This window comes from Janthinobacterium foliorum (genome assembly GCF_978021625.1).
The window spans coordinates 472,376-493,261 of sequence record NZ_CDXDQE010000001.1 but is presented as its reverse complement, the minus strand read 5'-3'; the positions used below and the strand labels follow the sequence as shown (position 1 = coordinate 493,261).

General features: G+C 64.7%; 21 protein-coding genes. 3 read left to right on the top strand and 18 right to left on the bottom strand.

What is annotated here, in order from left to right; genetic code table 11:
• Positions 1–2: 2 nt before the first annotated feature.
• The 15 genes from ACZ92H_RS02210 to ACZ92H_RS02140 form a co-directional block, all read right to left on the bottom strand.
• A complete protein-coding gene (locus ACZ92H_RS02210; protein WP_131371242.1) occupies positions 3–293 on the bottom strand; it encodes a pilus assembly protein in 291 nt (96 codons plus the stop codon).
• Between the two features lie 9 nt (positions 294–302).
• Positions 303–2,105 carry a type II and III secretion system protein family protein gene (locus ACZ92H_RS02205; RefSeq protein WP_465048177.1) on the bottom strand — a complete coding sequence of 601 codons (1,803 nt, stop codon included), beginning with the start codon at positions 2,103–2,105 and terminating at the stop codon, positions 303–305.
• A 49-nt stretch (positions 2,106–2,154) separates the two neighbouring features.
• Positions 2,155–2,988 carry a Flp pilus assembly protein CpaB gene (cpaB, locus tag ACZ92H_RS02200; RefSeq protein ID WP_131371240.1) on the bottom strand — a complete coding sequence of 278 codons (834 nt, stop codon included), beginning with the start codon at positions 2,986–2,988 and terminating at the stop codon, positions 2,155–2,157.
• Entirely contained in the window at positions 2,985–4,331 is a 1,347-nt protein-coding gene (locus tag ACZ92H_RS02195; protein WP_465048178.1) for an ATP-binding protein, read from the bottom strand. Before ACZ92H_RS02195 ends, cpaB begins: the two co-directional genes overlap by 4 nt.
• A gap of 30 nt (positions 4,332–4,361) precedes the next feature.
• The gene (locus tag ACZ92H_RS02190; RefSeq protein WP_131371234.1) at positions 4,362–4,982 is read right to left on the bottom strand and encodes an isoprenylcysteine carboxylmethyltransferase family protein; all 621 of its coding nucleotides are present in this window, start codon (positions 4,980–4,982) and stop codon (positions 4,362–4,364) included.
• A 30-nt stretch (positions 4,983–5,012) separates the two neighbouring features.
• The gene (locus tag ACZ92H_RS02185) at positions 5,013–5,600 is read right to left on the bottom strand and encodes a prepilin peptidase (protein WP_465048179.1); all 588 of its coding nucleotides are present in this window, start codon (positions 5,598–5,600) and stop codon (positions 5,013–5,015) included.
• Positions 5,597–6,676 (bottom strand): phosphatase PAP2 family protein, encoded by a 1,080-nt coding sequence (locus ACZ92H_RS02180; RefSeq protein WP_465048180.1) that lies wholly within the window; start codon positions 6,674–6,676, stop codon positions 5,597–5,599. Before ACZ92H_RS02180 ends, ACZ92H_RS02185 begins: the two co-directional genes overlap by 4 nt.
• Positions 6,673–6,846, bottom strand: coding sequence for a Flp family type IVb pilin (locus ACZ92H_RS02175; RefSeq protein ID WP_465048181.1), 174 nt, complete (start codon positions 6,844–6,846; stop codon positions 6,673–6,675). The genes ACZ92H_RS02180 and ACZ92H_RS02175 overlap by 4 nt, the downstream gene beginning before the upstream one ends.
• A gap of 110 nt (positions 6,847–6,956) precedes the next feature.
• Positions 6,957–7,130 carry a Flp family type IVb pilin gene (locus ACZ92H_RS02170; RefSeq protein ID WP_131371225.1) on the bottom strand — a complete coding sequence of 58 codons (174 nt, stop codon included), beginning with the start codon at positions 7,128–7,130 and terminating at the stop codon, positions 6,957–6,959.
• 74 nt (positions 7,131–7,204) lie between these two features.
• Positions 7,205–7,351, bottom strand: a complete 147-nt coding sequence (locus ACZ92H_RS02165; protein ID WP_314632888.1) for a hypothetical protein — start codon at positions 7,349–7,351, stop codon at positions 7,205–7,207.
• 253 nt (positions 7,352–7,604) lie between these two features.
• The gene (locus tag ACZ92H_RS02160; RefSeq protein ID WP_465048182.1) at positions 7,605–8,297 is read right to left on the bottom strand and encodes a response regulator; all 693 of its coding nucleotides are present in this window, start codon (positions 8,295–8,297) and stop codon (positions 7,605–7,607) included.
• Entirely contained in the window at positions 8,294–9,961 is a 1,668-nt protein-coding gene (locus ACZ92H_RS02155) for a sensor histidine kinase (RefSeq protein WP_465048183.1), read from the bottom strand. Before ACZ92H_RS02155 ends, ACZ92H_RS02160 begins: the two co-directional genes overlap by 4 nt.
• Positions 9,962–10,111: 150 nt before the next feature.
• Complete coding sequence (locus tag ACZ92H_RS02150; RefSeq protein WP_465048458.1) at positions 10,112–11,077, bottom strand: diguanylate cyclase; 966 nt, start codon at positions 11,075–11,077, stop codon at positions 10,112–10,114.
• A 5-nt stretch (positions 11,078–11,082) separates the two neighbouring features.
• On the bottom strand, positions 11,083–11,709 hold the full coding sequence (locus tag ACZ92H_RS02145; protein WP_131371220.1) for a chemotaxis protein CheC: 627 nt from the start codon (positions 11,707–11,709) through the stop codon (positions 11,083–11,085).
• Between the two features lie 2 nt (positions 11,710–11,711).
• The gene (locus ACZ92H_RS02140; protein WP_131371217.1) at positions 11,712–12,080 is read right to left on the bottom strand and encodes a response regulator; all 369 of its coding nucleotides are present in this window, start codon (positions 12,078–12,080) and stop codon (positions 11,712–11,714) included.
• Positions 12,081–12,284: 204 nt separating this feature from the next.
• Here ACZ92H_RS02140 and rpiA point away from each other — a divergent pair, with 204 nt between their 5' ends.
• Positions 12,285–12,962 (top strand): ribose-5-phosphate isomerase RpiA, encoded by a 678-nt coding sequence (gene rpiA / locus ACZ92H_RS02135; RefSeq protein WP_465048184.1) that lies wholly within the window; start codon positions 12,285–12,287, stop codon positions 12,960–12,962.
• A gap of 36 nt (positions 12,963–12,998) precedes the next feature.
• Here the strand turns inward: rpiA and ACZ92H_RS02130 are convergent, their stop codons facing one another.
• Positions 12,999–13,523 (bottom strand): DUF6622 family protein, encoded by a 525-nt coding sequence (locus ACZ92H_RS02130; RefSeq protein WP_465048185.1) that lies wholly within the window; start codon positions 13,521–13,523, stop codon positions 12,999–13,001.
• 186 nt (positions 13,524–13,709) lie between these two features.
• Positions 13,710–13,982: an oxidative damage protection protein gene (locus ACZ92H_RS02125; protein WP_034750797.1), complete on the bottom strand. Its 273-nt coding sequence runs from the start codon at positions 13,980–13,982 to the stop codon at positions 13,710–13,712.
• Between the two features lie 219 nt (positions 13,983–14,201).
• Between ACZ92H_RS02125 and kdsA the strand changes: the two genes are divergently transcribed.
• Entirely contained in the window at positions 14,202–15,047 is an 846-nt protein-coding gene (gene kdsA / locus ACZ92H_RS02120; protein ID WP_131371208.1) for a 3-deoxy-8-phosphooctulonate synthase, read from the top strand.
• A 105-nt stretch (positions 15,048–15,152) separates the two neighbouring features.
• Here the strand turns inward: kdsA and argA are convergent, their stop codons facing one another.
• Positions 15,153–16,463 carry an amino-acid N-acetyltransferase gene (argA, locus tag ACZ92H_RS02115; protein WP_046685875.1) on the bottom strand — a complete coding sequence of 437 codons (1,311 nt, stop codon included), beginning with the start codon at positions 16,461–16,463 and terminating at the stop codon, positions 15,153–15,155.
• Positions 16,464–16,519: 56 nt separating this feature from the next.
• Between argA and hrpA the strand changes: the two genes are divergently transcribed.
• Positions 16,520–20,806 (top strand): ATP-dependent RNA helicase HrpA, encoded by a 4,287-nt coding sequence (hrpA, locus tag ACZ92H_RS02110; protein ID WP_465048186.1) that lies wholly within the window; start codon positions 16,520–16,522, stop codon positions 20,804–20,806.
• The last annotated feature ends 80 nt before the right edge of the window (positions 20,807–20,886 follow it).

Here is a 20,886-nt window from a genome sequence, read left to right as displayed (position 1 = left end):
GCTCAGCGTTTGCTGACGCCGATGGTCAGCACATCGGGCAGCGGCTCGGGCGCGCTGTACGATTTCTGGTACAGCTTGTAGCCGCTGACGGCGGCCTTGCCATCGAGGCCGAGCACGGGATTGTTGTTGTAGACGGCGTCCGGATACAGGATCTGCTGCTGCTTGAGCAGGGCTACCGACTCGCCGAAATGGCTGTCGAGTATCGGCGTGGTGGTGGCGGCACAGCCGGCCAGCGCGCCGAACGCCGCGGCGCACAGCAGGCGGCGGGGCAGGGTGGTTGCGGTGGTTTTCATGGGATGCTCCTATTTGAGGTCATCGATGACGCTGGCTGTGGACGGGGCCGTGTCGGCTTTCGGCACGGCGCGGTATTGCGGCACGTCGTTGCTGCTCATCGTCGGCGTGGCGACGGGCATGGCTACCGGCATGGCGGGCGGCACGGGCGCCGCCATGGCGGCAGGCGGCGCGGGCAGGGGGGCGGGCAGCGGCGCCGGCTGCGGCATGGCTTGCGTGGCAGGCGCTGGCGCCGTGCCTTCCATTTTTCCCTGGAAGAACATGTCGCCACGCGTGGGCTGCACGTAGGGATCGGTGGGCAGCTTGTAGTCGGGCGGCAGCGGCTTGACCAGGTGCGGCGTGATGATGAAGACCAGCTCCGAGCGGTCCGTCTGGAAGTCCGTGCTGCGGAACAGCGCGCCCAGCACGGGCACTTCGCCCAGGCCCGGCAAGGCCTTGATGTTGCTGGTCACATTGTTCTTGATCAAGCCGCCGATGGCGAAGCTCTGGCCGTCGAACAGCTGCACCGTGGTGGTGGCGCGCCGCGTGGTGAACGACGGCAGGATGGCCGTGCCGGTAATGCCCGTGGCCGTGATGCCGATGCCTTCCTTGTTCAGGTCCGACACTTCCGGCGCCACCTTCAGGTTGATGCGCCCCCCTTCCAGCACGGTGGGGGTGAACTTCACGGCCACGCCGAATTCCTTCTCTTCCAGCGTGATGGTGGGGATGCCGCCATTGCTGGTCTGGCTGACGGGAATGAAGATCTTGCCGCCGGCGAGGAAACTGGCTTCCTGGCCGCTGATGGCCATGATGTTCGGTTCGGCCAGCACCTTGATCAGGCCATCGCGCTTCTGCGCGTCGAGGCCGAGGAAGTTGCCATTGCGGCTGTTGCTGGCGCCGATGCCGCTGGGGTTGTTGCTGAGCAAATTCGACAGCAGCGAATAGGTCCAGCCGCCGATGGTCTTGCTCAGGCCCAGGTTGGCGCCCAGCTGGTCGACGAGGGTCTTCGACACTTCCGCCACTTTCACTTCCAGCATCACCTGCTGCGGTGCGGCAATCGCCAGCAAATTGATCACGCGCGGCGAGGCGGCCGGTCCGCCGGAGGGATCGGGCGCCGCGCCCGCCGTGGCGGCGGGCGGCGCCACGCCGGCAGCGGCGGCGCCGGCGGCGGGACGCGAACCGCGCTGCGCATACGCATTCGCCAGCGACATGGCCTGGTCGGCCTTGACGGTATCGCTGACCACGCCCGATAGAATCAGCGTGTCGCCTGCCACCGTCACGCGCAAGTCCTTTTCATTCGGCAGCATTTCGGCCAGGCGCGCCTGCAGCAGGCTGGCGTCGATGCTGACGGACAGGTCGATGATGCTGGCCTCGTTGCTGCGGTTCCAGACGATCAGGTTGGTGGTGCCGACCGACTTGCCCAGCAGGTAGACATCGGTGGTATTGAGCAGGATCACGTCGGCGATGCGCGGGTCGCCCACGGACACGCGGGCCACGGGAAACGGCAGGTGCATCAGGGTCGACTTGCCTTCGGCCAGCGCCATGTTGCGCGACAGTTCCGTGCGCCCGCCCGCCGTGTCGAGCATGGCTTGCTGCATCACCGGTTTGGTGCGCGGTGCGCGCCGCACCACCTTCGGTGGCGGCGCGGTGGCGGTGACGGCCGCCGCAGGGGCCGCGGCGGCACCCGGCGGCGTGGCCGACAGGCCCGGTGACGCGGCCGGCGCGCCCGCTTCGCCGTGGGCGGCCGGGACCAGGGCGCCGATGGCGGCGATGGCGAGGGCCATGCGCAGGATGCGGCCTCCGTTTGCTGTGCTCAGTTTGCTCATGGTGCTCATGGCATGCTCCTCGTGGTACGGATGGTGCGGATCGGATGACGTGGCTTGTTCAGAATTGCTGGGAGCTGCGTTCCAGCCCCTTGATGACATCGACTTGCGGCCCGGCCGGCCCTTGCACCACGCGGCGGCGCACGACGGGCTTCGGCGCGGGGGCGGCCACCTGGGCGGCGACCTTGGCGTCGAGCAGGCTGGTCTTGGTGGCGCCGTCCGTGTTGACGGGCTTGTCCTCGATCTGGTTGCGCAGCACCAGCGAGAGGGTGCCCACGCTGCGCGCCAGGTCGAGTTTTTCCGTCTGGTCGGGCGTCAGTTCCAGGGTCACGGCATTGACCACCTTGGGCTTGGTGTCGTCGCGGTTCGATTCCTGGGCGATGGCCAGCACGAGAATGCGCTCGAGCACGATCTTTGAAATGCTGGGGTCGCGCCCGGTGCCCGTCTTGGCCGCGTCATCCTGCGTGTTGACGAGGATGTCGACGTAGTTGCCGGGCAGGGCGAAGCCGGCCACGCCCACCACGTCGTTGACGCGCACCGTCATGGCGCGCTTGCCCTCGCCCACCACGGCCGACAGGCCGCCCTGGGTGCCGGGGGGCGCCAGCTTGCTTTCCATGATAGGTTCGCCGTGCTGGATGCTGGTGCGCGTGACCCGGGCGTCGAGCAGTTTCGGATCGTTGATGGCGCCCGGCGGCAGCGCGCTGCTGGGCCAGTCGACCATGCGCACCATTTCCGGCGCGATGCGCGCGCCCAGGCTGATGTCGACCAGCGCGACAGCGACCTTGTTGGTATTGCCCGAAGCCTGGGCATTGATCCAGCGCGCGGCCACGATGACCGCCACGAACGCCAGGATGACCGCGAAGGCCATCATCGTCAGAGCGCGTGCGTTTCTCATTTTGATACTCCTTTATGCAGGACCGCAGCCGGTCCGTTCTGGATGCCGGCGGAGCCGTCGGCGGCGCCGAAATAATTGTTCCAGGCCCAGTGCAGCGCATCCGATTCGAGACGCGGGGCGCGGCCCTCGTAGCGGGCCACGTCGCACAGCTGGGCCAGGATGTCGCGCGGATAGCAGGCCAGCAGCGGCCGCGCGTACTGGCCATGCAGCTGCAGCAGGTAGTGGTAGGCGGCGTGGTTGAAGGTCAGGCCGAACTGTTCGCAGACGCTGCGGAACACGGCTTCGTAGTGGTAGCCGCTCAATTCGCCGACGTGGATCTTGTAGCCGATGCGGCGCAGGAACGAGTCGTCGGCCAGCTGCTGCGGCGCCAGGTTCGAGGAAAACACCACGATGACGTCGAAGGGCACGGGAAATTTATAGCCCGTGTGCAGCGACAGGTAATCCACGCGGCGCGCCATCGGCACGATCCAGCGGTTCATCAGTTCCACGGGCGAGCAGCGCTGGCGGCCCAGGTCATCGATGATGAAGATGCCGTTGTTGGCCTTCAGATGCGGCGGCGCCTGGTACAGGCGGGCGCCGGGATCGAATTGCAGGTCGAGCATGTCGAGCGTCAGTTCGCCGCCCGTCAGCACGGTGGGACGCCAGGCGCGCACCCAGCGCGGGTCGGGCGGCGGCGCCACGTCAGCGGCCAGCGTGTGCAGCATGGGGTCGAGGAAGGGCAGCACTTCGCCATCGACCATCACTGCGTGCGGCAGCGCGATGGTGCCGCTCAATAAACCATGCAGGCGTTCGGCCAGGTAAGTCTTGCCGCTGCCGGCGGGGCCGTGCAGGAACAGGGCGCGGCCCGAATTCATGGCCGCGCCCAGCTGGTCGAGCACGGCCGTGGTGGCCACCACGTCGTGGAACTGCTGCATCATGCGTTCGCGCGTGACCTGCATGTGCGCCACGCTTTGCGCCAGTACTTGCGCGCTGTAGTGGGCCAGGGTGACGGGCGCCGGGCCGCTGTAGGCGTTGCGCCGCAGGTAATCGGCGGCGCGCACGCGGCCCTGGTCGACCAGGTGGTAGTGCTGGTCGGCATCCGTGCCGCTGTAGCCGTTGCGTTGCACTTCGCACAGCTTTTCGGCGCGCATGAACGTGAGCAGCGGTTCGAGCACGCCGGCGCCCAGTTTAACGTGTGCCGACAGGGCGGGCAGGCTGATCTGGCCGCGCAGGAACATGACTTTCACCAGCAGTTCCACCAAGAACAGGAAGGGCAGGCCCGTCTCGGCCACGTTGCGCGGCGCGCGCTGCATGGCGGGCGTACTGCCGCCGTCGGCGGGCGCTTCTGGATAGGTATCGGGCATGATGGTTGCTCCTTGGCCGGATGGACGAAGTCAGAAAATGAAGGGCAGCAGCCGGTATTTCACTTGCCGCATGTACACGCGATAGCGCACGTCGGTGGACAGGAAGCGCTCTTCGCGCAGCAGGCGCAGCACCAGCAGCAGCATGGCGGCCGCGTACACGGCTGTGTTGCCGGGCGAGGCATTGCCGAGCAAATACGCGGTGGACGACACGACATAGCTGGCATACACGGGATGGCGCACGACACGGTACATGCCATGCGTCTTGATGCTGCGCTGCGCCACCACCAGGCCGAAGCTGCGGTTCAGCGACAGCAGGCCGGCGATCTGCAGCGCGCAGCCGAAGGCCAGCAGGTAGCGCGCATCGGACCAGACGGTCCATTCGGAGGGCGAGAAAAAGAACGGCGCGAAGGTGGCGCCGACGGCCAGCAGCCAGTCGCCCGCATCCGTGGAGACGCTGACGGGTGCCGTGCGCACGATGAACAGCAGGGCCGAGATGGTTTCGGCGCCGCAAAACAGCAGGTAGCTCCAGTCGCCGCTGTGCTGGTAGGCCAGCACGTGCGCCCAGGCGAACGCGCTCCACAGGCAGGCCATGAAAATGCTGCACGCCAGGCTGGCGCGGCGCGAACTGAACAGAGTGGCGATGTTTTCCATGATGGTCGTCCCGGTTGGGTGGCGCGCCGTTCAGCGCAAGCTCCACAGTTGTGTGTAATGGAGGAAAATCTGCAGCCCCGTGCCGCTGGCGATGGCGAAGGCATACGCCAGCCTGCCGCTCGCCTCGGGTGGCGGCGCGATGCTGGCCACGCCGCCGGCCAGGCTGTGCAGCAGGGTGCCCAGCAGCATGTCGCAGGTGTTTTTCAGCACCCGGCGCAGGCGCCGTCCCGCCAGCGCGGCGGCGAGGGCCAGCACGCCGCCGGCCAGGCAGGTCAGCAGTGCCGCTTCGAGCACGCCTTGCGGACCCAGGAAGGCGCCGCACATGGCCATCAGCTTGACGTCGCCGGCGCCCAGCGCGCGCAGCAGGTACATGGGCAGCAGCAGGGCCAGTCCCGCGCCGGCGCCGGCCAGCGCGGTCAGCAGGCCCAGGCCGCCGAAGGCAGGGTCGAACAGGCAGCCGCCGGCGGGGATGAGCGCGTTCAGCAGCAGGCCGGCCAGGCTGCCGCACAGCACCAGGCGGTTCGGAATGCGGCGGCTGCGCAAGTCGTGCCACAGGGCGGCGCCCAGCAGGGCTGTCAGGAGCGCCAGGCACGGCAGCATGGCAAGCGGGGCGTTCATGGCGTCAGTCCTTCCTTGCCGATGCAGGGCGCGAGGTCCATTTTCTGCATGGCGGGCGCGGCGTTCCTGCGCAGGGCCAGGCCCACCACCCGCCAGATAATGATGGCGCCGAGCGCTCCCACATAGCCGTCCAGCGCGTAATGCCAGCCCAGGTGGACGGAGCCGAGCATGATCAGCACGGCAAAGGCGGCCAGCGCGAGACCGGCGGCGCGGCGGATGGGCCAGGCCACGAGGGCCATCAGGACGGAGGTGGCCACGTGCATGCTGGGCAGGGCGGAAATGCCCAGTTCGCCAACGCCGCCGCCGCTCTGGTAGCCCTGCCACAGCATGTCTTGCACTCTCAAGGCCCAGACGGGAACGCTGTGGTTACTTTCGTGCAGGTAGGCCATCAGCGGCGCATACGGATCGCTGGCGTGGAAGTGGCCGTAATAGCAGGGGCCGGCGGAAGCAAACAGCACGGCCACCACGCTGCCCAGGACGATCCAGGCGGTGGTAAAGCTGAGCAGGAATTGCATGCGCAGCAGGGGGCGCCGCATGTCGAGGATGAGCCAGTACAGCAGCGCATAGAACAGCAGGAACCAGAAGTGATACGCCACGTTCAGCAGGCCCGTCAGCAGCGGATGGCCCAGCAGCGGCTGCAGCCAGGTCCACGCTGCCTGGCCGCCGTGCAGCGCGATGTCGATGGCCGACAGGCGGGCATCCCAGTCCAGCGGATGCAAGCGGGGAATGCTGGACTTGAACGCGGTAAAGCTGAGGGCGAATACGGGCACGAGCAGCAGCGCCGGCAGCGCATGCAGCAGGCGCTCGCGGCTCAGGTGGCGGCGCAGTTCGCGGTACAGGTAGTGGCACAGGCGCGCCGGGCGCCGCATGCACATCACGTACACGGTCCAGGCGCACAGCAGGAAAACGGGACCCGTCAGGGCGGCAATGGCAAAGCTGGCCAGCAGTGGCGCGATATCGCGCAAGCTCGGCTTGCTGCCAATCAGCAGCAGGACCACGGCCGTGTAGGCCAGCACCAGCAGCAGCAGCGCGCGGTGGCTGTGCAGCGAGGTGCGCAGGCGGGCGGGGAGGTTCATGACAGCGCCAGGACGACCTGGTCCTTGATGGTGGCAAACAGCAGGGCCAGGCTATCGCCGGCCAGGGTCACGGCGGCCACGATGACCACCGCCAGCAGTCCGGCCAGCAGCGCGTATTCCAGCGCGGTGACGGCAGTTTCCTCGTACAGGCAGGACAGCAGAGAATTCACGATAGGCCTCGCAGTCGGTGGATGGCAATGCAAGTGAACGTCAGGGCGGCGTGCGGCATGTCGCCGGCTGTGCTCCGGGCAAGGCGGTTGCCGTGCCCGGAGCGTCGCGCTTAGGTATTGGCAGTGGTCAGGGCCGTACCGATCTTCGTGAACGTGGTTTTCAATTGCGTGCCCACGATGGTGACGGAGGCGATGATGACGACGGCGATCAGGGCGGCGATCAGGCCATATTCAATCGCGGTCACGCCATCTTCTTCGCGGAGGAAATTTTTAATGAAGTTCATGATGACTCCTAGAGTGAGAAAGAACTGCAGGGAACGACAAGGGTGAAACAGCATGGTTGCCGTGAACGGCGGCATCATGGGCTTTGACCCAATGCCAGCAGTCCGATGATGCAGACCACCACCACCAGCGCCGCCGTCAGCGCATAGCGGTAAAACGCCGCTTTTTCCTTGCCTTGCAAATACGTGGCCAGGCGCGAGGGGAAGTACTTGTCAAAACGCATGCTGTACTCCGTCTCGGTGGATTGCGACTGGTGGCGGAATGGACACTGGTACGTTCACTATAGAAGTCGAGGTATTGATCTACATCAGAAGAACCTCCCGTTTATGGCAGGAGGATGTGCTCGATTTTTACGTGACAATTGTCATGCCCGAGTCCGCTTCGGGCAGCGCGGGACCGGCCGCTGGCGCGCAGTGGCAAAGGGGCAAACGGGAAGAAGGCGCGGCCCCGCCAGGGACCGGCTCAGGCAGGTGAAATCAGGCGGCGGGCGGCAGTTCGCCCAGGCGGTGCTTGGTGGCGTAGGCGTACAGTTCCAGGCGGTTGTAGACGCCCAGCTTGCGGTAGATCGAAGTCAGGTGGTTGCGCAGGGTGTGTTCGGAAATGCACAGCTGGTCGGCCAGCTGCCTGGCCGGCGTGCCGCTGCCATGCACGAGGGCGGCGATGATTTTTCTTTCCTTCGTCGTCAGGCTGGCCACGGCCAGCGCCTGCGCCGAGGCGCCGCCTGGCTGCGTCAGCTGCGTCATCATGCGGCCCAGCATGGCCTGCTCCAGCCACAGCTCGCCGTGGCTGACTTTTTCGATGGCCTTGAGCACCAGTTCCGGTGGCGCGTCCTTGCTGATGATGCCGCGCGCGCCATGCAGCATGGCTTGCTCCATGACGGCCTGGTCATGGCTGCCCGTGAGCACGAGGATGCGCGCATGGCCGCCTTGCACCAGCTGCGGCAGGATGGCCAGGGAGCTGACGCCGCCCAGGTCCAGGTCCAGCACGATCACGTCGGGATGGCTGGCCACCGCCTGGGCCAGGGTGCTGGCGTTGTCGGATGCCGTGGCGACCACCAGCATGCCCGAATGTTCGCCGCCGATCAGCCGTTCCAGGCCCCACAGCATGGTCTTGTGATCGTCCACCAGCATGACGCGGATGGGGAGGGTGGGTGACTGGCGGTCATTCATATGGGAATCTCGATCTGGACGGAGGTATTGCCCAAGCTACTGTGCGTGACCCGGGCGGCGCCGCCGAGGGAGGCGGCCCGTTCGGCCAGCGAGTCGGGCAGGAAATCGGGCAGGTGCGCGGCCGCGCATTCGTTGTCGATGCTGATGTGCAGGGCGTCCTGCGTGCAGGTGAGCTTGACGGCGCCGTGGCGCGCCGACGTGTGCTTGCGGATATTGCTCATGCCCTCGTTGACGATCTGGAATACTTCGGCCGCCAGGCGGTCGTTGATATGCAGCTCGCCCTCGATATGCAGGGCGATGTCGATGCCATAGAATTCGTGGATCTGCGCCGCCTGCCGCCGCAGCGCCACCAGCAGTTCCGGCTCGCTCTGCATCTGGCCATTGCGGAAGGTGCGCGCATAGCTGCGCAGGTCGGCGATCACCTGGCCGGACATGAGGATCAGCTTTTCCAGTTCCGGCAGCAGGGGATTGCCGGGCGCCGCCTCGTTGCGCAGGGCGGCCAGGCCGTGACGCAGGCCGATGTAGGGCTGGATGGCCGTGTCGTGCAGGTCGCGCGCGATCTTTTCCCGCTCGCGCGAGGCCGCCTGCGAGGCGAGCCGGTCGAGCAGGTCGATGTTTTCAATCACGGGAAACGCTTGCGCGCCGATGTGGCTGAGAAAGAGGGCATCGGTCTTGCTCAGGCTGCTCGTCGAGACGATGTAGAGACGTCCCGTGCCGTTGCGCAATGGCAAGGGCGCGCTGATGAACGAGTGCGCCTCAAGGAGCTCGGCCAGGCTGGCGCCGGCCGCATCGTCGTGCCGCAGCCAGCGCCCGCTGTCCCCGTCCAGGATGCGCACGCCGCCCGACCATGGCAGCCAGCCGGCCAGGGGCTGGTTGTAGAGCACGATCTTGTCGTGCGGAAATGCCAGCAGGGGATCGGCCGCTTCATCCGTCAGGATCGAGCTGGTGCGCAGCACTTCCTCCCCCGTGTCGATGGCGCTGCGCAGCGACCAGTGCAGCGCGCCTTTTTCCTGCATGACCAGCAAACAGCTGCGGGCATGGAAATAGCTGCGGGTTTTTTCCAGGACCGAGGTGATGGTCTGGTCGACGCCGAAGCGGGGATTCGACAGCTGGCTGACATCGCGCAGCAGGGCCAAATGGCTGCGCTGCGTGATGGCCGAGCCGCCCCAGTAGGCGATCATGTAGCCCAGCGCCAGTAAAAACGTGGTGCGCAGCAGCAGGCGCGACAGTTCCGCATCCGTTTCGCCGAACAGGGCCGTGGCGGCGAACAGGCCGGCCGACGCCAGGGTGATGCGCGCGCCTTCCTCGAAGCCGCGCTGGAACGAGGAAGTCAGGATGGCGAAGAAGAAAAACAGGAAGAACAGATTGTTGTGGTTACTGCTGGAAAAGACGATCAGCGCATACCAGGCCACGTCCAGCCAGTACAGCAGCATGTCTTGCGGCAAGCTCATGCCCAGCAAGGCCAGCATGTAGAGCAGCAGGCTGTGCAGGGTATAGGCGGAAAAGATCAGCCAGGTGATCTTGCTCAGGTTGCCGGCACTTTCCGGATCGATGAAGAGGGTCAGCAAGGTCGCGCTGGACAGCAGCAGGCGCATGCCATTGACCATGGCCGTATCCATGCCGGCGCCCGGCAAGCGTGAGGTGAGGGGCAGGTCGAGTTTCACAAGCACTCCTGGCCGTATCCGCGCAGGAACGGCGCATGCGCTTGAATGGATACCGCAGATAAATTCTTGTTGTTTTTGCTGCAATCAATAACGAGTCTACGCACCCGCCGTGCGGATGTCCACAGGAATTGCGCGCGCGGCGTTGCTTTCCTACAGCGTTTGCACCATGACGCGGTTGCGGCCGGCCCGCTTGGCCAGGTACAGGGCGCGGTCGGCGGCGCCGATCAGGGCGGAAATGGCCAGCGGCTGGTGCGGATGCTGCGTGGCGATGCCGATGCTGACCGTCACGTGCTTGACGTCATTGCCCGTCTTGGCGTGCGGAATGTGCAGGTCGGATGCGCGCTGGCGGATCGCCTCGGCCATGCGCAGGGCCTGGGCCGCATCCGTGTCGGGCAGGATGGCGGCAAATTCCTCGCCGCCGTAACGCGCCAGCAAGTCGGTGGGCCGCTGCAGCATGGCGGCCAGCTCGGCGGCCACGCGGATCAGGCAGCCGTCGCCCTGCTGGTGGCCGTAATGGTCGTTGTAATCCTTGAAATGGTCGATGTCGATCATCAGCAGCGACAGCGGGCTGCCCGTGCGCATGGCGCGCCGCATTTCCTTTTCGATGGCCACGTCAAAGTGGCGGCGGTTGGCGATGCCCGTCAAGCCGTCGGAAAAGGTTTGCGAGCGCAAGACCATGGTCTGTTCGCGCAGCAGCTTTTCGCGGCCCACGGCGATGGTGACGTCATTGATCTGGATCAGGCAATGGCGCGGCGCACCGGGCAGATTGATGGGCGTGACGGCGATGGCTTGCTGCATGCGCTCTTCGCTGCCGCCCGTGGCCGCGCCATGCGTGTACAGCGCGAACGGCGCCTTGTGCAGGGTTTGCGACAGCAGCGACTGGAAATTGTCGCGCAGGGCCTGGGTGATGGCCGACTCGATGCGCTTGTGGCGCAGGTCCGGGAAGACGGCGAAGAAGTCCTGGCCCAGCACCGTCTCGGCCGCGCGGCCGGCATGGCGCGCCATCCAGCGATTCCACAGCACGATGCGGTGCTGTTCGTCGAGCACGATGGCGCCCAGGTTGACGGCACCGATGATGCTCTCGAGCAGGGCGAGGCGGTGCAAGGCATCCGGCATGATCGTCACGCCTGTCCCAGGACCTTGGCCAGATAGCGGCTGACTTGCTGCTTCAGGTCGTGCAGGGCGGACAGGTCGAGCACGAAGGCGACATAGCCGTGGATCTGGTGCTTGGCCAGCACGAAGTCGATGTGCAGCATCAGCACGACGGCTTCGTCGTCCTGGCCGCCGAACGAGGAGAGGATTTCCGCGCTGGTGCCCACGTGGTACAGCGGCAGCGAGCCGTGCAGTTCGCTGTCGAACAGGTTGGCCAGGGTCCCGACGCAGGAGTTGAGGATGATGTTGCCGATTTCGCTCATCGCCTCCTGCTCCATCTCCGTCAGTTCCTGCAAGGGCATGGCGTCGCCCACCATCAGGCGCACGATTTCCAGGCTCTTGTCTTCCGGGAACATCAGGATGGCTTCCGTGGCGAAGGCGCCATCGTAGTGCTGGCTGACGCCGCAGATGCGTTCGCCATCCTTCTTGCTGCCCAGCAGGGCGGCCGCGTCGGCGCGGTTCAGGAACGTGATGGAAGGCACCGACATGGTGACTTCCTCATTGACGATCTCGCTCATCGCGGCGGCCGCATGGCCCACCCCGATATTGAATATCTCTACCAGCGCATCGTTTTCGAGTTCGGAGAGATTGACCATGCTCACAGCCCCAGCGAGTCGATCAGCTGGTGGATGCGCGTTTCCGTGATGGGTTTTTCCATGAAGCCCACGCCGAGCTCGGTGGCGCGGTTGCGGATGGCGTTTTGCACATTTGCCGTGACGAGAAAGATAGGCGTGTGCGGGCACAGGGCGCGCAATTGCTCTGCCGCCGCGACGCCGCCCATGCCGGGCATGTTGACATCCAGTAATATCAGCACAGGGGTAATGGTCTTGACTTTTTCCAGGGCTTCTTCACCCGTCGCCGCCTCGATGACCTGCCAATCGGCATGTTTGCTGAGGATAAATTGATGCGACATCAAACGTGAAACCCGGCTGTCATCGACAACAAGTACCTGTTTACTGTGATTCATTTGCTATTCCTGAAACGTCATGTGTGTCAATAGTGGCATTTTCGCATATTTTAACGGGCATACGGGGGAATTGGCCAACGAATTGCTTTTGAGCAAAATTGGCGCCGGCCTGGTGGAGCAAATGCGACGCCAGGCGATGAACGCCGGCTGGGCGGGCCGGCGATCCGTTAAAATAGCGGCATTCCCCACTTTAGCCTTTATGCCATGACCCAAGACGAATTGAAGCAAGCCGTAGCCCGCGCCGCCATTGACTACGTGGTGGCAGGTGAGATCATCGGCGTCGGTACCGGTTCCACCGCCAATTTCTTTATCGACGAGCTGGCCAAGATCAAGGACACCATCAAGGGCACCGTGGCGTCGTCGGAAGCGACGGCCGCGCGCCTGGCCGGCCATGGCATTCCCGTCTTCGACCTCAACGACGTCGAATCGATCGCCGTCTACATCGATGGCGCCGATGAAATCACGGCCAGCGGCGCCATGATCAAGGGCGGCGGCGCGGCATTGACGCGTGAAAAGATCGTTGCTTCGGTATCGAAACAGTTCGTCTGCATCGCCGACGGCTCCAAGCTGGTCGAGACCCTGGGCGCCTTCCCGCTGCCCGTGGAAGTGATCCCGATGGCGCGCGCCGCCGTTTCGCGCCAGCTGGCCGCGCTGGGCGGCACGCCCCGCCTGCGCCTGAAGGCGGGCAGCACGGAAGCGTTCATTACCGACAACGGCGGCGAGATCATCGACGTGCTGGGCTTGCAGATCGCCGATCCGGTGGCGCTGGAACAGCAGATCAACCAGATCGTCGGCGTGATCGCCGTCGGCCTGTTTGCCTTGCGCGGCGCCAATGTTTGCCTGCTGGGCATGCCGGAAGGCGTGCGTACGCTGGCGTACTAAGGAGATCGCCGGCGTTCGCCGGCAATCGCTTCTGTGTTAGACGGCGGCCCCTTGCGGGCCGCTCGTCATTTGTGCCTGGCGGTAGACGGCCACGGTGCGCAGCAAGCCACCCAGGAAGAGGCCGCTGAAGCAGCCATAGGCGAGGCAGACGGGCAGCAGGAAGCCGGCTGCATGGGCATAGGCGGGGACGATGGACAAGGTCACGGCGACGGCATATTTCATGCAAAAGATGCTCATCATCAGGATCAATGGCAGCCAGCTGCCTGGGCGCTGCACGCTGCCCCGCTGCGGATAGGCCGTCATCTTGCGCGCATCGGTCAGCGACCAGGCCAGCGCCGCGCCGCCCAGCGCACCTGCCGTCCAGGCCCATGGCGCCATGCCGTCGAAGCCGAAACTGCCATGCACGCCGCTCAGCGACAGGGCCAGCATGACCAGGGGAATGATGCACAGCTTGCGCAAGGCCACTTCACGCGTCCGGCTCGCCAGCACGCCGCGGTACACGAGGAAGCCCAGGATGGCCCAGACATACAGGGGGGTGTGGCTGAAGATTTGCTGCAACATGGTGTCCGCCTTTGGTGTGAGGTTGTCGATGGACGTACTGTGCCTGCCGGCGGCGCGGGCGGCGAGCGGCTTGCGATGAAACAGGGAGGGCGTGCCGTGAAACGGCGGAGGACGGCGTGAAACGGGAAGGGATGAGGCGGGAAACTGCCCGCGGCGCGGCGGCCACGGGCGGGAGTGGTGAAAAACTTACTCGGTTGGGGGCACGTAGCCCATGGCGGCATCGGCGCCATCGCCGAAGAAATGCTTTTCCATCTGCGTGGCCAGGTATTTGCGGGCGCGCGCGTCGGCCAGATTCAGGCGGTTTTCATTGACCAGCATGGTCTGGTGCTTGAGCCAGGCAGCCCACGCTTCTTTCGACACGGATTCGTAAATTTTCTTGCCCAGTTCGCCCGGGTACGGCGGGAAGTCCAGTCCTTCGGCTTCCTTGTTGAGTTTGATGCAGTGGATCGTGCGGGCCATCTGTGCTCCTGAATCAGTGTAGAGATAAAGCGTGATTATAAGGCACTTTGCGCTTGCCCTCGCGGGGCCGTCGCGGCCCGGCCACGCGCCGTTTGCCGCGCCCTTGCGCTGGATCAAATTTGATCTGCGCCGTCCTAGCTAGTAAGATGTCTTATCGCGCCAGCCCGTGGCTGCGCCTCGTCCAACCCCGTAGTAGCAATTAACCAAGATGGAATCCCTATGACCACAGTGAAAGTCCATGGCATCGATGTCAGCAATACAGGCAGCTTCGCGCTGTTTGGCGGCATCAACGTGCTCGAATCGCGCGACCTGGCCATGCGCGCGTGCGAAGAGTACGTGCGCGTCACGCAAAAGCTGGGCATTCCCTATGTGTTCAAGGCCAGCTTCGACAAGGCCAACCGCTCGTCCATCCATTCCTACCGCGGCCCTGGACTGGAAGAAGGCATGCGCATCTTCCAGGACGTGAAAGCGGCGTTCGGCGTGCCCGTCATTACCGACGTGCATGAGCCATGGCAGGCGCAGCAAGTTGCCGAAGTGGTGGACGTGCTGCAATTGCCCGCCTTCCTGGCGCGCCAGACGGACCTCGTCGTGGCCCTGGCGAAAACGGGCAAGGTCATCAACATCAAGAAACCCCAATTCCTCAGCCCTGGCCAGATGGCCAATATCGTCGAAAAGTTCAAGGAAGCGGGCAACGATCAATTGATCCTGTGCGACCGCGGCACCTGCCTTGGCTATGACAACCTGGTGGTCGACATGCTGGGCTTTGGCGTCATGAAGAAAACCTGCGACGACCTGCCGATCATCTTCGACGTCACGCACGCGCTGCAGCAGCGCGACCCCGGCGGCGCCGCTTCCGGCGGCCGCCGCCAGCAAGTGGCGGACCTGGCCCGCGCCGGCCTGGCCGTCGGCATCGCCGGCCTGTTCCTGGAAGCCCATCCGGACCCGGACAATGCCCGCTGCGACGGCCCCAGCGCCCTGCCGCTGGACCAGCTGGAACCGTTCCTGGCGCAATTGAAGGCGCTCGACGACCTGGTCAAGTCGTTTGCGCCGCTGAACATCAAGTAATGATGTTTCAGTAAAGAAAAAGCCCGGCATGCCGGGCTTTTTTTATGGAAGTGAACAAAATGGCCAGGGGCAGGCCGCATCGCCCCGGTCTTTCTGTTGAATGCGCTACAAGGTTTTAATCAGCACCTGGGACTTGCGCTGCCAGTTATACATATGCTGGCGGTCCTTCGGCAAATCATCGACCGTGGCCGGCACGAAGCCGCGCTTCTTGAACCAGTGCGAGGTGCGCGTGGTCAGGACGAACAGTTTGTTCAGGCCGGCGGCGCGCGCGCGGTTTTCCATGTGTTTCAGGATGCGCTCGCCGTCGCCCTGGGCCTGCACTTCCGGGTTGACGGTCAGGCATGCCATTTCCGCCATCTTTTGCGCAGGGAAAGGGTACAGGGCGGCGCAGCCGAAGATGACCCCATCATGCTCGATGACGGAGAAGTAATCGATCTCGCGCTCGATCAGCTCGCGGCCCCGCTTGACCAGAGTGCCGTCCGCTTCCAGCGGTTCGATCAGTTTGATGATGCCGCCCACGTCTTCGATGGTGGCCTGGCGCAGGCTTTCCAGGTTTTCATGGCTGATCATGGTGCCCACGCCATCATGGGTAAACAATTCCAGCAGGGCCGAGCCGTCCATCGAGAAGGGCACGATGTGCGAGCGCTCGACGCCGTTGTGGCATGCCTTGACGCAATGTTTCAAATAAAATGCCGTGGCGTCGGGCAGGAAGCCGGCCATCAGCACGGCTTCGGCCTGGTGCGACGACAGTTCGCGGATTTCCACGCCCGTGGCGTCTTCCATCATCGGCGTTTCGGTGATGAAAATCAGTTTGTCCGCGTGCAGGGCGATGGCGGCGCTGCACGCCACGTCTTCCATCGTCAGGTTGAACGCTTCGCCCGTGGGCGAGAAGCCCAGCGGCGAGAGCAGCACCAGGCCGTCCGAGCCGAGGATGGAATGGATGGTTTCGGCGTCGACCTTGCGCGTGATGCCCGTCAGTTCCAGGTCCACGCCATCGATCACGCCCAGCGGGCGCGCCGTGATGAAGTTGCCGGAAATGATACGGATGGCCGCATGCGACATGGGCGTATTCGGCAAGCCCTGGCTGAAGGCGGCCTCGATATCGAGGCGCAGTTCGCCCGCCGCTTCTTTCGCGCATTCCAGTGCGGCAATGTCCGTGATGCGCACGCCATTGTGGAAACGGCCTTCGACATTACGCAAGGCCAGCTGTTCCGCGACCTGCGGCCGCGAGCCGTAGACCACGGTGACATTGATATCCAGTGCATGCAGCAGGGAAAGATCATGGGCCAGCACCTGCAGCGCCCCGGCGCTGACGAGTTCACCGGGGAAGGCGACCACGAAGGTCTTGCCGCGAAAGGCGTGGATGTAGGGCGCGACGGAGCGCAGCCATTGGACGAATTGGGTAGGGTTTTCCATTAAGCGCATTATAATTCGCTGCGCGATGTGCGCGCTTAAAATACCTGTAAAAAACAATGTCTTCAGCCAGCAATAAGTCTTCCCCTCCTGCCAACGTTGCGAATGTGCCCGTTTCTGCGGCCGTTCCCGCCTCCACGCCTGCCGCCGCGCCCGCGCCGGCGCAGGGCCGCCAGCGTCCGCCCGTCAGCCAGCAAAGGCAGCCAGGTCCGCGCGCGGAGCAGCCGCAACAGCGGCAGCAACAGCAGCAGCGGGCAGGGGAGCGCGGTGAGCGCAACGAGCGCCAGTCGGCGCCGCGTCCGCCGCGCGAGGGGCAGGCGCCGCGCCATGAGGCAGCCAGCCGCGAGAGCAAAGAGAGCCGCGAGGCCCGCGATGCCGCGCGCGCCGCGCGCGAGGCGGAAAAAGCCTTCCGCAATCCGCTGCCGCCAATTACGTATCCGGAAGACTTGCCCGTCTCGGGCCGGCGCGAGGAAATCGCCAGGGCCCTGATGGAAAACCAGGTCATCATCGTTTCCGGCGAGACAGGTTCCGGCAAGACGACGCAGCTGCCGAAGATTTGCCTGGAACTGGGACGCGGCCAGAAGGGCCTGATCGGCCACACGCAGCCGCGGCGTATCGCCGCCTCGTCGACGGCCAAGCGCATCGCGCAGGAACTGGGCACGCCGCTGGGCGAAACGGTGGGGTTCAAGGTGCGCTTTGCCGACACGTTGACGAAGGGGGCGTCCGTCAAGCTGATGACGGACGGTATCTTGCTGGCCGAGACGCAGACCGACCCGCTGTTGAAAAATTACGACACCATCATCATCGATGAGGCGCATGAACGCAGCCTGAACATCGATTTCCTGCTGGGGTACCTGAAGCAGCTGCTGCCGCGCCGGCCGGATTTGAAAATCATCATCACTTCCGCCACCATCGACGCGGAACGCTTCGCGCGCCATTTCGGCACGCCGGAAAAACCCGCGCCCGTGATCGAAGTGTCGGGCCGTTTGTACCAGGTGGAAGTGCGCTACCGTCCCGTGGAACGCGAGCAGGTGGCCATGCCGGGCGCCGGCGCGAATGCCGACAAGCCGGGCCAGCGCACGGCCGCCGCGCGCGAAAAGCGCGACCTGATGGATGCCGTCGTCGATGGCGTGGAAGAGCTGTGCCGCATCGGTTCGGGCGACGTGCTGGTGTTCCTGCCGGGCGAGCGCGAGATCCGCGACTGCGCCGAAGCGCTGCGCAAGCACCATCCGCCGCATGTTGAAATCCTGCCCCTGTTCGCCCGCCTGTCGGCAGAGGAGCAGGAGCGCGTCTTTAAAACCAGCAATGCGCGCCGCATCGTGCTGGCCACCAACGTGGCGGAAACCTCGCTGACCGTGCCCGGCATCCGCTACGTGGTCGACGCGGGCCTGGCCCGGGTAAAGCGCTACAGCTACCGCAACAAGGTGGAGCAGCTGCAGGTCGAACCGATCGCCCAGTCCGCCGCCAACCAGCGCGCCGGGCGTTGCGGCCGCGTCGCCGACGGCGTGTGCATCCGTTTGTACGAAGAGCAGGATTACCTGCTGCGGCCAAAGTTTACCGAGCCGGAAATCCTGCGCTCTTCGCTGGCCGCCGTCATCCTGCGCATGAAGTCATTGCACCTGACGGACGTGGAAACCTTCCCCTTCATCGAGCCGCCGCTGGCGCGCGCGGTGGCCGACGGCTATCAATTGCTGCAGGAACTGGGCGCCGTCGATGACTTCAACAAGCTGACGCCGCTGGGCAACAAGCTGGCCAAGCTGCCGCTGGACCCGCGCGTGGGCCGCATGATCCTGGCCGCGCTGGACAACGCCTGCCTGACGGAAGTGCTGATCGTCGCTTCCGCCTTGTCCGTGCAGGACCCGCGCGACCGCCCGATGGAACACCAGCAGGCGGCCGACGAGGCGCACAAGAAGTTTGCCGATGAAAAGTCGGAATTCCTCAGCTACCTGAAAATCTGGCGCTGGTTCGAGTCCGCCATCGAGCACAAGAAAACCAACCGCCAGCTGCAGGATAATTGCCGCACGAATTTCCTGTCGCAGATGCGCCTGCGCGAATGGCGCGACGTGCATTCGCAGCTGCTGACCATTGTCAAGGAACAGGGCTGGCGCCTGAACGAAGCGCCGGCCACCTACGACAACCTGCACATGGCCTTGCTGACTGGCTTGCTGGGCAATATCGGTTTCAAGGGCGAGGACGAGCCGGGCGCGGGCTACCTGGGCGCGCGCGGCATCAAGTTCCACATCTGGCCCGGTTCTTCGCTGCTGAAAAAGCCGGGCAAGTGGATCATGGCCGCCGAACTGGTCGACACGACGCGCCTGTACGCCCGCTGCGTGGCGCAGATCCAGCCCGAGTGGCTGGAAAAGGTCGGCGAGCATCTGCTGAAGAAATCGTGGGGCGAGCCGCGCTGGGAAAAACGCTCGGCGCAGGTGACGGCGTCCGAACGCGCAACCCTGTACGGCCTGGTGGTGTACAGCCAGCGGCGCATCAACTACGGCAATTTCAACTTGCCGGAAGCGCGCGAAATCTTCATCCGCGATGCGCTCGTCGGCGGCGACTTCGACACGCGCGCGCCCTTCTTTGCGCACAACCACAAGCTGATCAAGGATATCGAGAACCTTGAACATAAATCGCGCCGCCTGGACGTGCTGGTGGACGATGAACTGATCGCCGCCTTTTACGACAAGCTGCTGCCGGCCGACGTATGCAATGGCGCCGGCTTTGAAAAGTGGCACAAGGACGCCACGCGCGACAACCCCAAGCTGCTGTATCTGAACCGCGACGAGCTGATGCGCCACGAAGCGGCGGGCGTGACGACGGACCTGTTCCCCAAGACCATGTCGGTGACGGGCCTGGAAATGGGCCTGACATACCACTTCGAGCCGGGCAGCGTGCGCGATGGCGTCACCTTGAGCGTGCCGCTGTATGCGCTGAACCAGTTGCCGCGCGAGCGCTGCGAATGGCTGGTGCCGGGCATGCTGAAGGAAAAAGTGCATCTGCTGCTCAAGTCCTTGCCGCAAAAGCTGCGCCGCCACTGCGTGCCGCTGCCCGATTACGCGGCCAAGTTCTGCGAGCGCGTGCATGCGGCGGGCGTGTTTGGCCGTGGTGACCTGATCGATGCCATCATTCTTGATATCCGCACGCAGATCACCATCAACGTGCTGACGACGGACTTCAAGCCGGAAACCCTGCCTGCCCATCACTTCATGAATTTCAAGGTGATCGACGAGCATGGCCGCCAGCTGGACATGGGCCGCAACCTGGCCACCCTGCAGGCGGAATTCGGCGGCCAGGCGCGCCAGAGTTTCCAGAAGCTGGCCGAAGTGTCGGGCGTATCCGGCACGGGGACGCCGGGGGCCAAGGTGGCGGGCGCGCAAGTGGCGTCGCGGCTGCAGGCGCAAGCGCAGGGTGCCGCTGCCGCCGCTGGCAAGGGTGGCGCACCGGCCAAGGGCGCAGCGGCCGCTGCCGCGCCGGCGTCAGGCAATGCCACCGTCTCGCAGCACATGGGCTTGACGGGCTGGACCTTCGGCGAATTGCCGGAATTGCTGGAAATCGTGCAGGGCAAGCTGACCTTGATCGGTTTCCCCGCGCTCGTCGACAAGGGCACGCATTGCGACCTGGAGGTGTTCGACGACCCGACGGTGGCCGCGCGCACGCACAAGATCGGTTTGCGCCGCCTGTTCGCGCTGCAAATGAAGGAGCAGATCAAGTACGTCGAGAAAAGCATCCCGGGCTTGCAGCAGATGGGCATGCAATTCATGGCCCTGGGTTCGCAGGAAGAGTTGCGCGAGCAAATCATCAACAAGGCGCTCGATATCGCCTGCCTGCAGGATCCGCTGCCGCTGGACGCCGCCTCGTTCGCCAAGCGCCAGGCGGAGGGCAAGTCGCGCCTGGTGTTGCTGGTGAATGAAATCGCCCGCCTGCTGTCGCAGGTGCTGACGGAATTCCACGGCTTGCCCAAGCGGCTGCAGAATATCCCCCCAGCGGCAGCCAGCGATATCCAGGCGCAGTTGCAGGGACTCGTGCACAAGCGCTTCCTGACGGAAAACGAGTACACGCAGCTGGCGCATTTCCCCCGCTACCTGAAGGCGATTAATGTGCGGCTGGAAAAACTGCGCGCCGACCCCGCCCGCGACACCAAGTTGATGGCCGAATGGCAATCGGCCGCCGCGCCGTATTTGCGTCAGACCAAGGACCGCCAGGCCGGCAAGAACACGGATCCGAAACTGGTCGATTTCCGCTGGATGCTGGAAGAGTTGCGCGTGTCGCTGTTTGCCCAGGAACTGCGCACGCCGATGCCCGTGTCGGCCAAGCGCCTGCAGAAGGTATGGGAGTCGATGCAGCGGTGATGGTACCTCTATAAACCTTCCTTAGCTCACTATTGCGCCGGCGTTGCGCGCCGTACTTAGCGTACGGTTGCGCTACGCAA

Coding starts and splice junctions, on each gene's coding strand:
- ACZ92H_RS02210 (WP_131371242.1), bottom strand. CDS start 293: ATGAAAACCACCGCAACCACCCTGCCCCGCCGCCTGCTGTGCGCCGCG.
- ACZ92H_RS02205 (WP_465048177.1), bottom strand. CDS start 2,105: ATGAGCACCATGAGCAAACTGAGCACAGCAAACGGAGGCCGCATCCTG.
- cpaB (WP_131371240.1), bottom strand. CDS start 2,988: ATGAGAAACGCACGCGCTCTGACGATGATGGCCTTCGCGGTCATCCTG.
- ACZ92H_RS02195 (WP_465048178.1), bottom strand. CDS start 4,331: ATGCCCGATACCTATCCAGAAGCGCCCGCCGACGGCGGCAGTACGCCC.
- ACZ92H_RS02190 (WP_131371234.1), bottom strand. CDS start 4,982: ATGGAAAACATCGCCACTCTGTTCAGTTCGCGCCGCGCCAGCCTGGCG.
- ACZ92H_RS02185 (WP_465048179.1), bottom strand. CDS start 5,600: ATGAACGCCCCGCTTGCCATGCTGCCGTGCCTGGCGCTCCTGACAGCC.
- ACZ92H_RS02180 (WP_465048180.1), bottom strand. CDS start 6,676: ATGAACCTCCCCGCCCGCCTGCGCACCTCGCTGCACAGCCACCGCGCG.
- ACZ92H_RS02170 (WP_131371225.1), bottom strand. CDS start 7,130: ATGAACTTCATTAAAAATTTCCTCCGCGAAGAAGATGGCGTGACCGCG.
- ACZ92H_RS02165 (WP_314632888.1), bottom strand. CDS start 7,351: ATGCGTTTTGACAAGTACTTCCCCTCGCGCCTGGCCACGTATTTGCAA.
- ACZ92H_RS02160 (WP_465048182.1), bottom strand. CDS start 8,297: ATGAATGACCGCCAGTCACCCACCCTCCCCATCCGCGTCATGCTGGTG.
- ACZ92H_RS02150 (WP_465048458.1), bottom strand. CDS start 11,077: ATGCCGGATGCCTTGCACCGCCTCGCCCTGCTCGAGAGCATCATCGGT.
- ACZ92H_RS02145 (WP_131371220.1), bottom strand. CDS start 11,709: ATGGTCAATCTCTCCGAACTCGAAAACGATGCGCTGGTAGAGATATTC.
- ACZ92H_RS02140 (WP_131371217.1), bottom strand. CDS start 12,080: ATGAATCACAGTAAACAGGTACTTGTTGTCGATGACAGCCGGGTTTCA.
- rpiA (WP_465048184.1), top strand. CDS start 12,285: ATGACCCAAGACGAATTGAAGCAAGCCGTAGCCCGCGCCGCCATTGAC.
- ACZ92H_RS02130 (WP_465048185.1), bottom strand. CDS start 13,523: ATGTTGCAGCAAATCTTCAGCCACACCCCCCTGTATGTCTGGGCCATC.
- ACZ92H_RS02125 (WP_034750797.1), bottom strand. CDS start 13,982: ATGGCCCGCACGATCCACTGCATCAAACTCAACAAGGAAGCCGAAGGA.
- kdsA (WP_131371208.1), top strand. CDS start 14,202: ATGACCACAGTGAAAGTCCATGGCATCGATGTCAGCAATACAGGCAGC.
- argA (WP_046685875.1), bottom strand. CDS start 16,463: ATGGAAAACCCTACCCAATTCGTCCAATGGCTGCGCTCCGTCGCGCCC.
- hrpA (WP_465048186.1), top strand. CDS start 16,520: ATGTCTTCAGCCAGCAATAAGTCTTCCCCTCCTGCCAACGTTGCGAAT.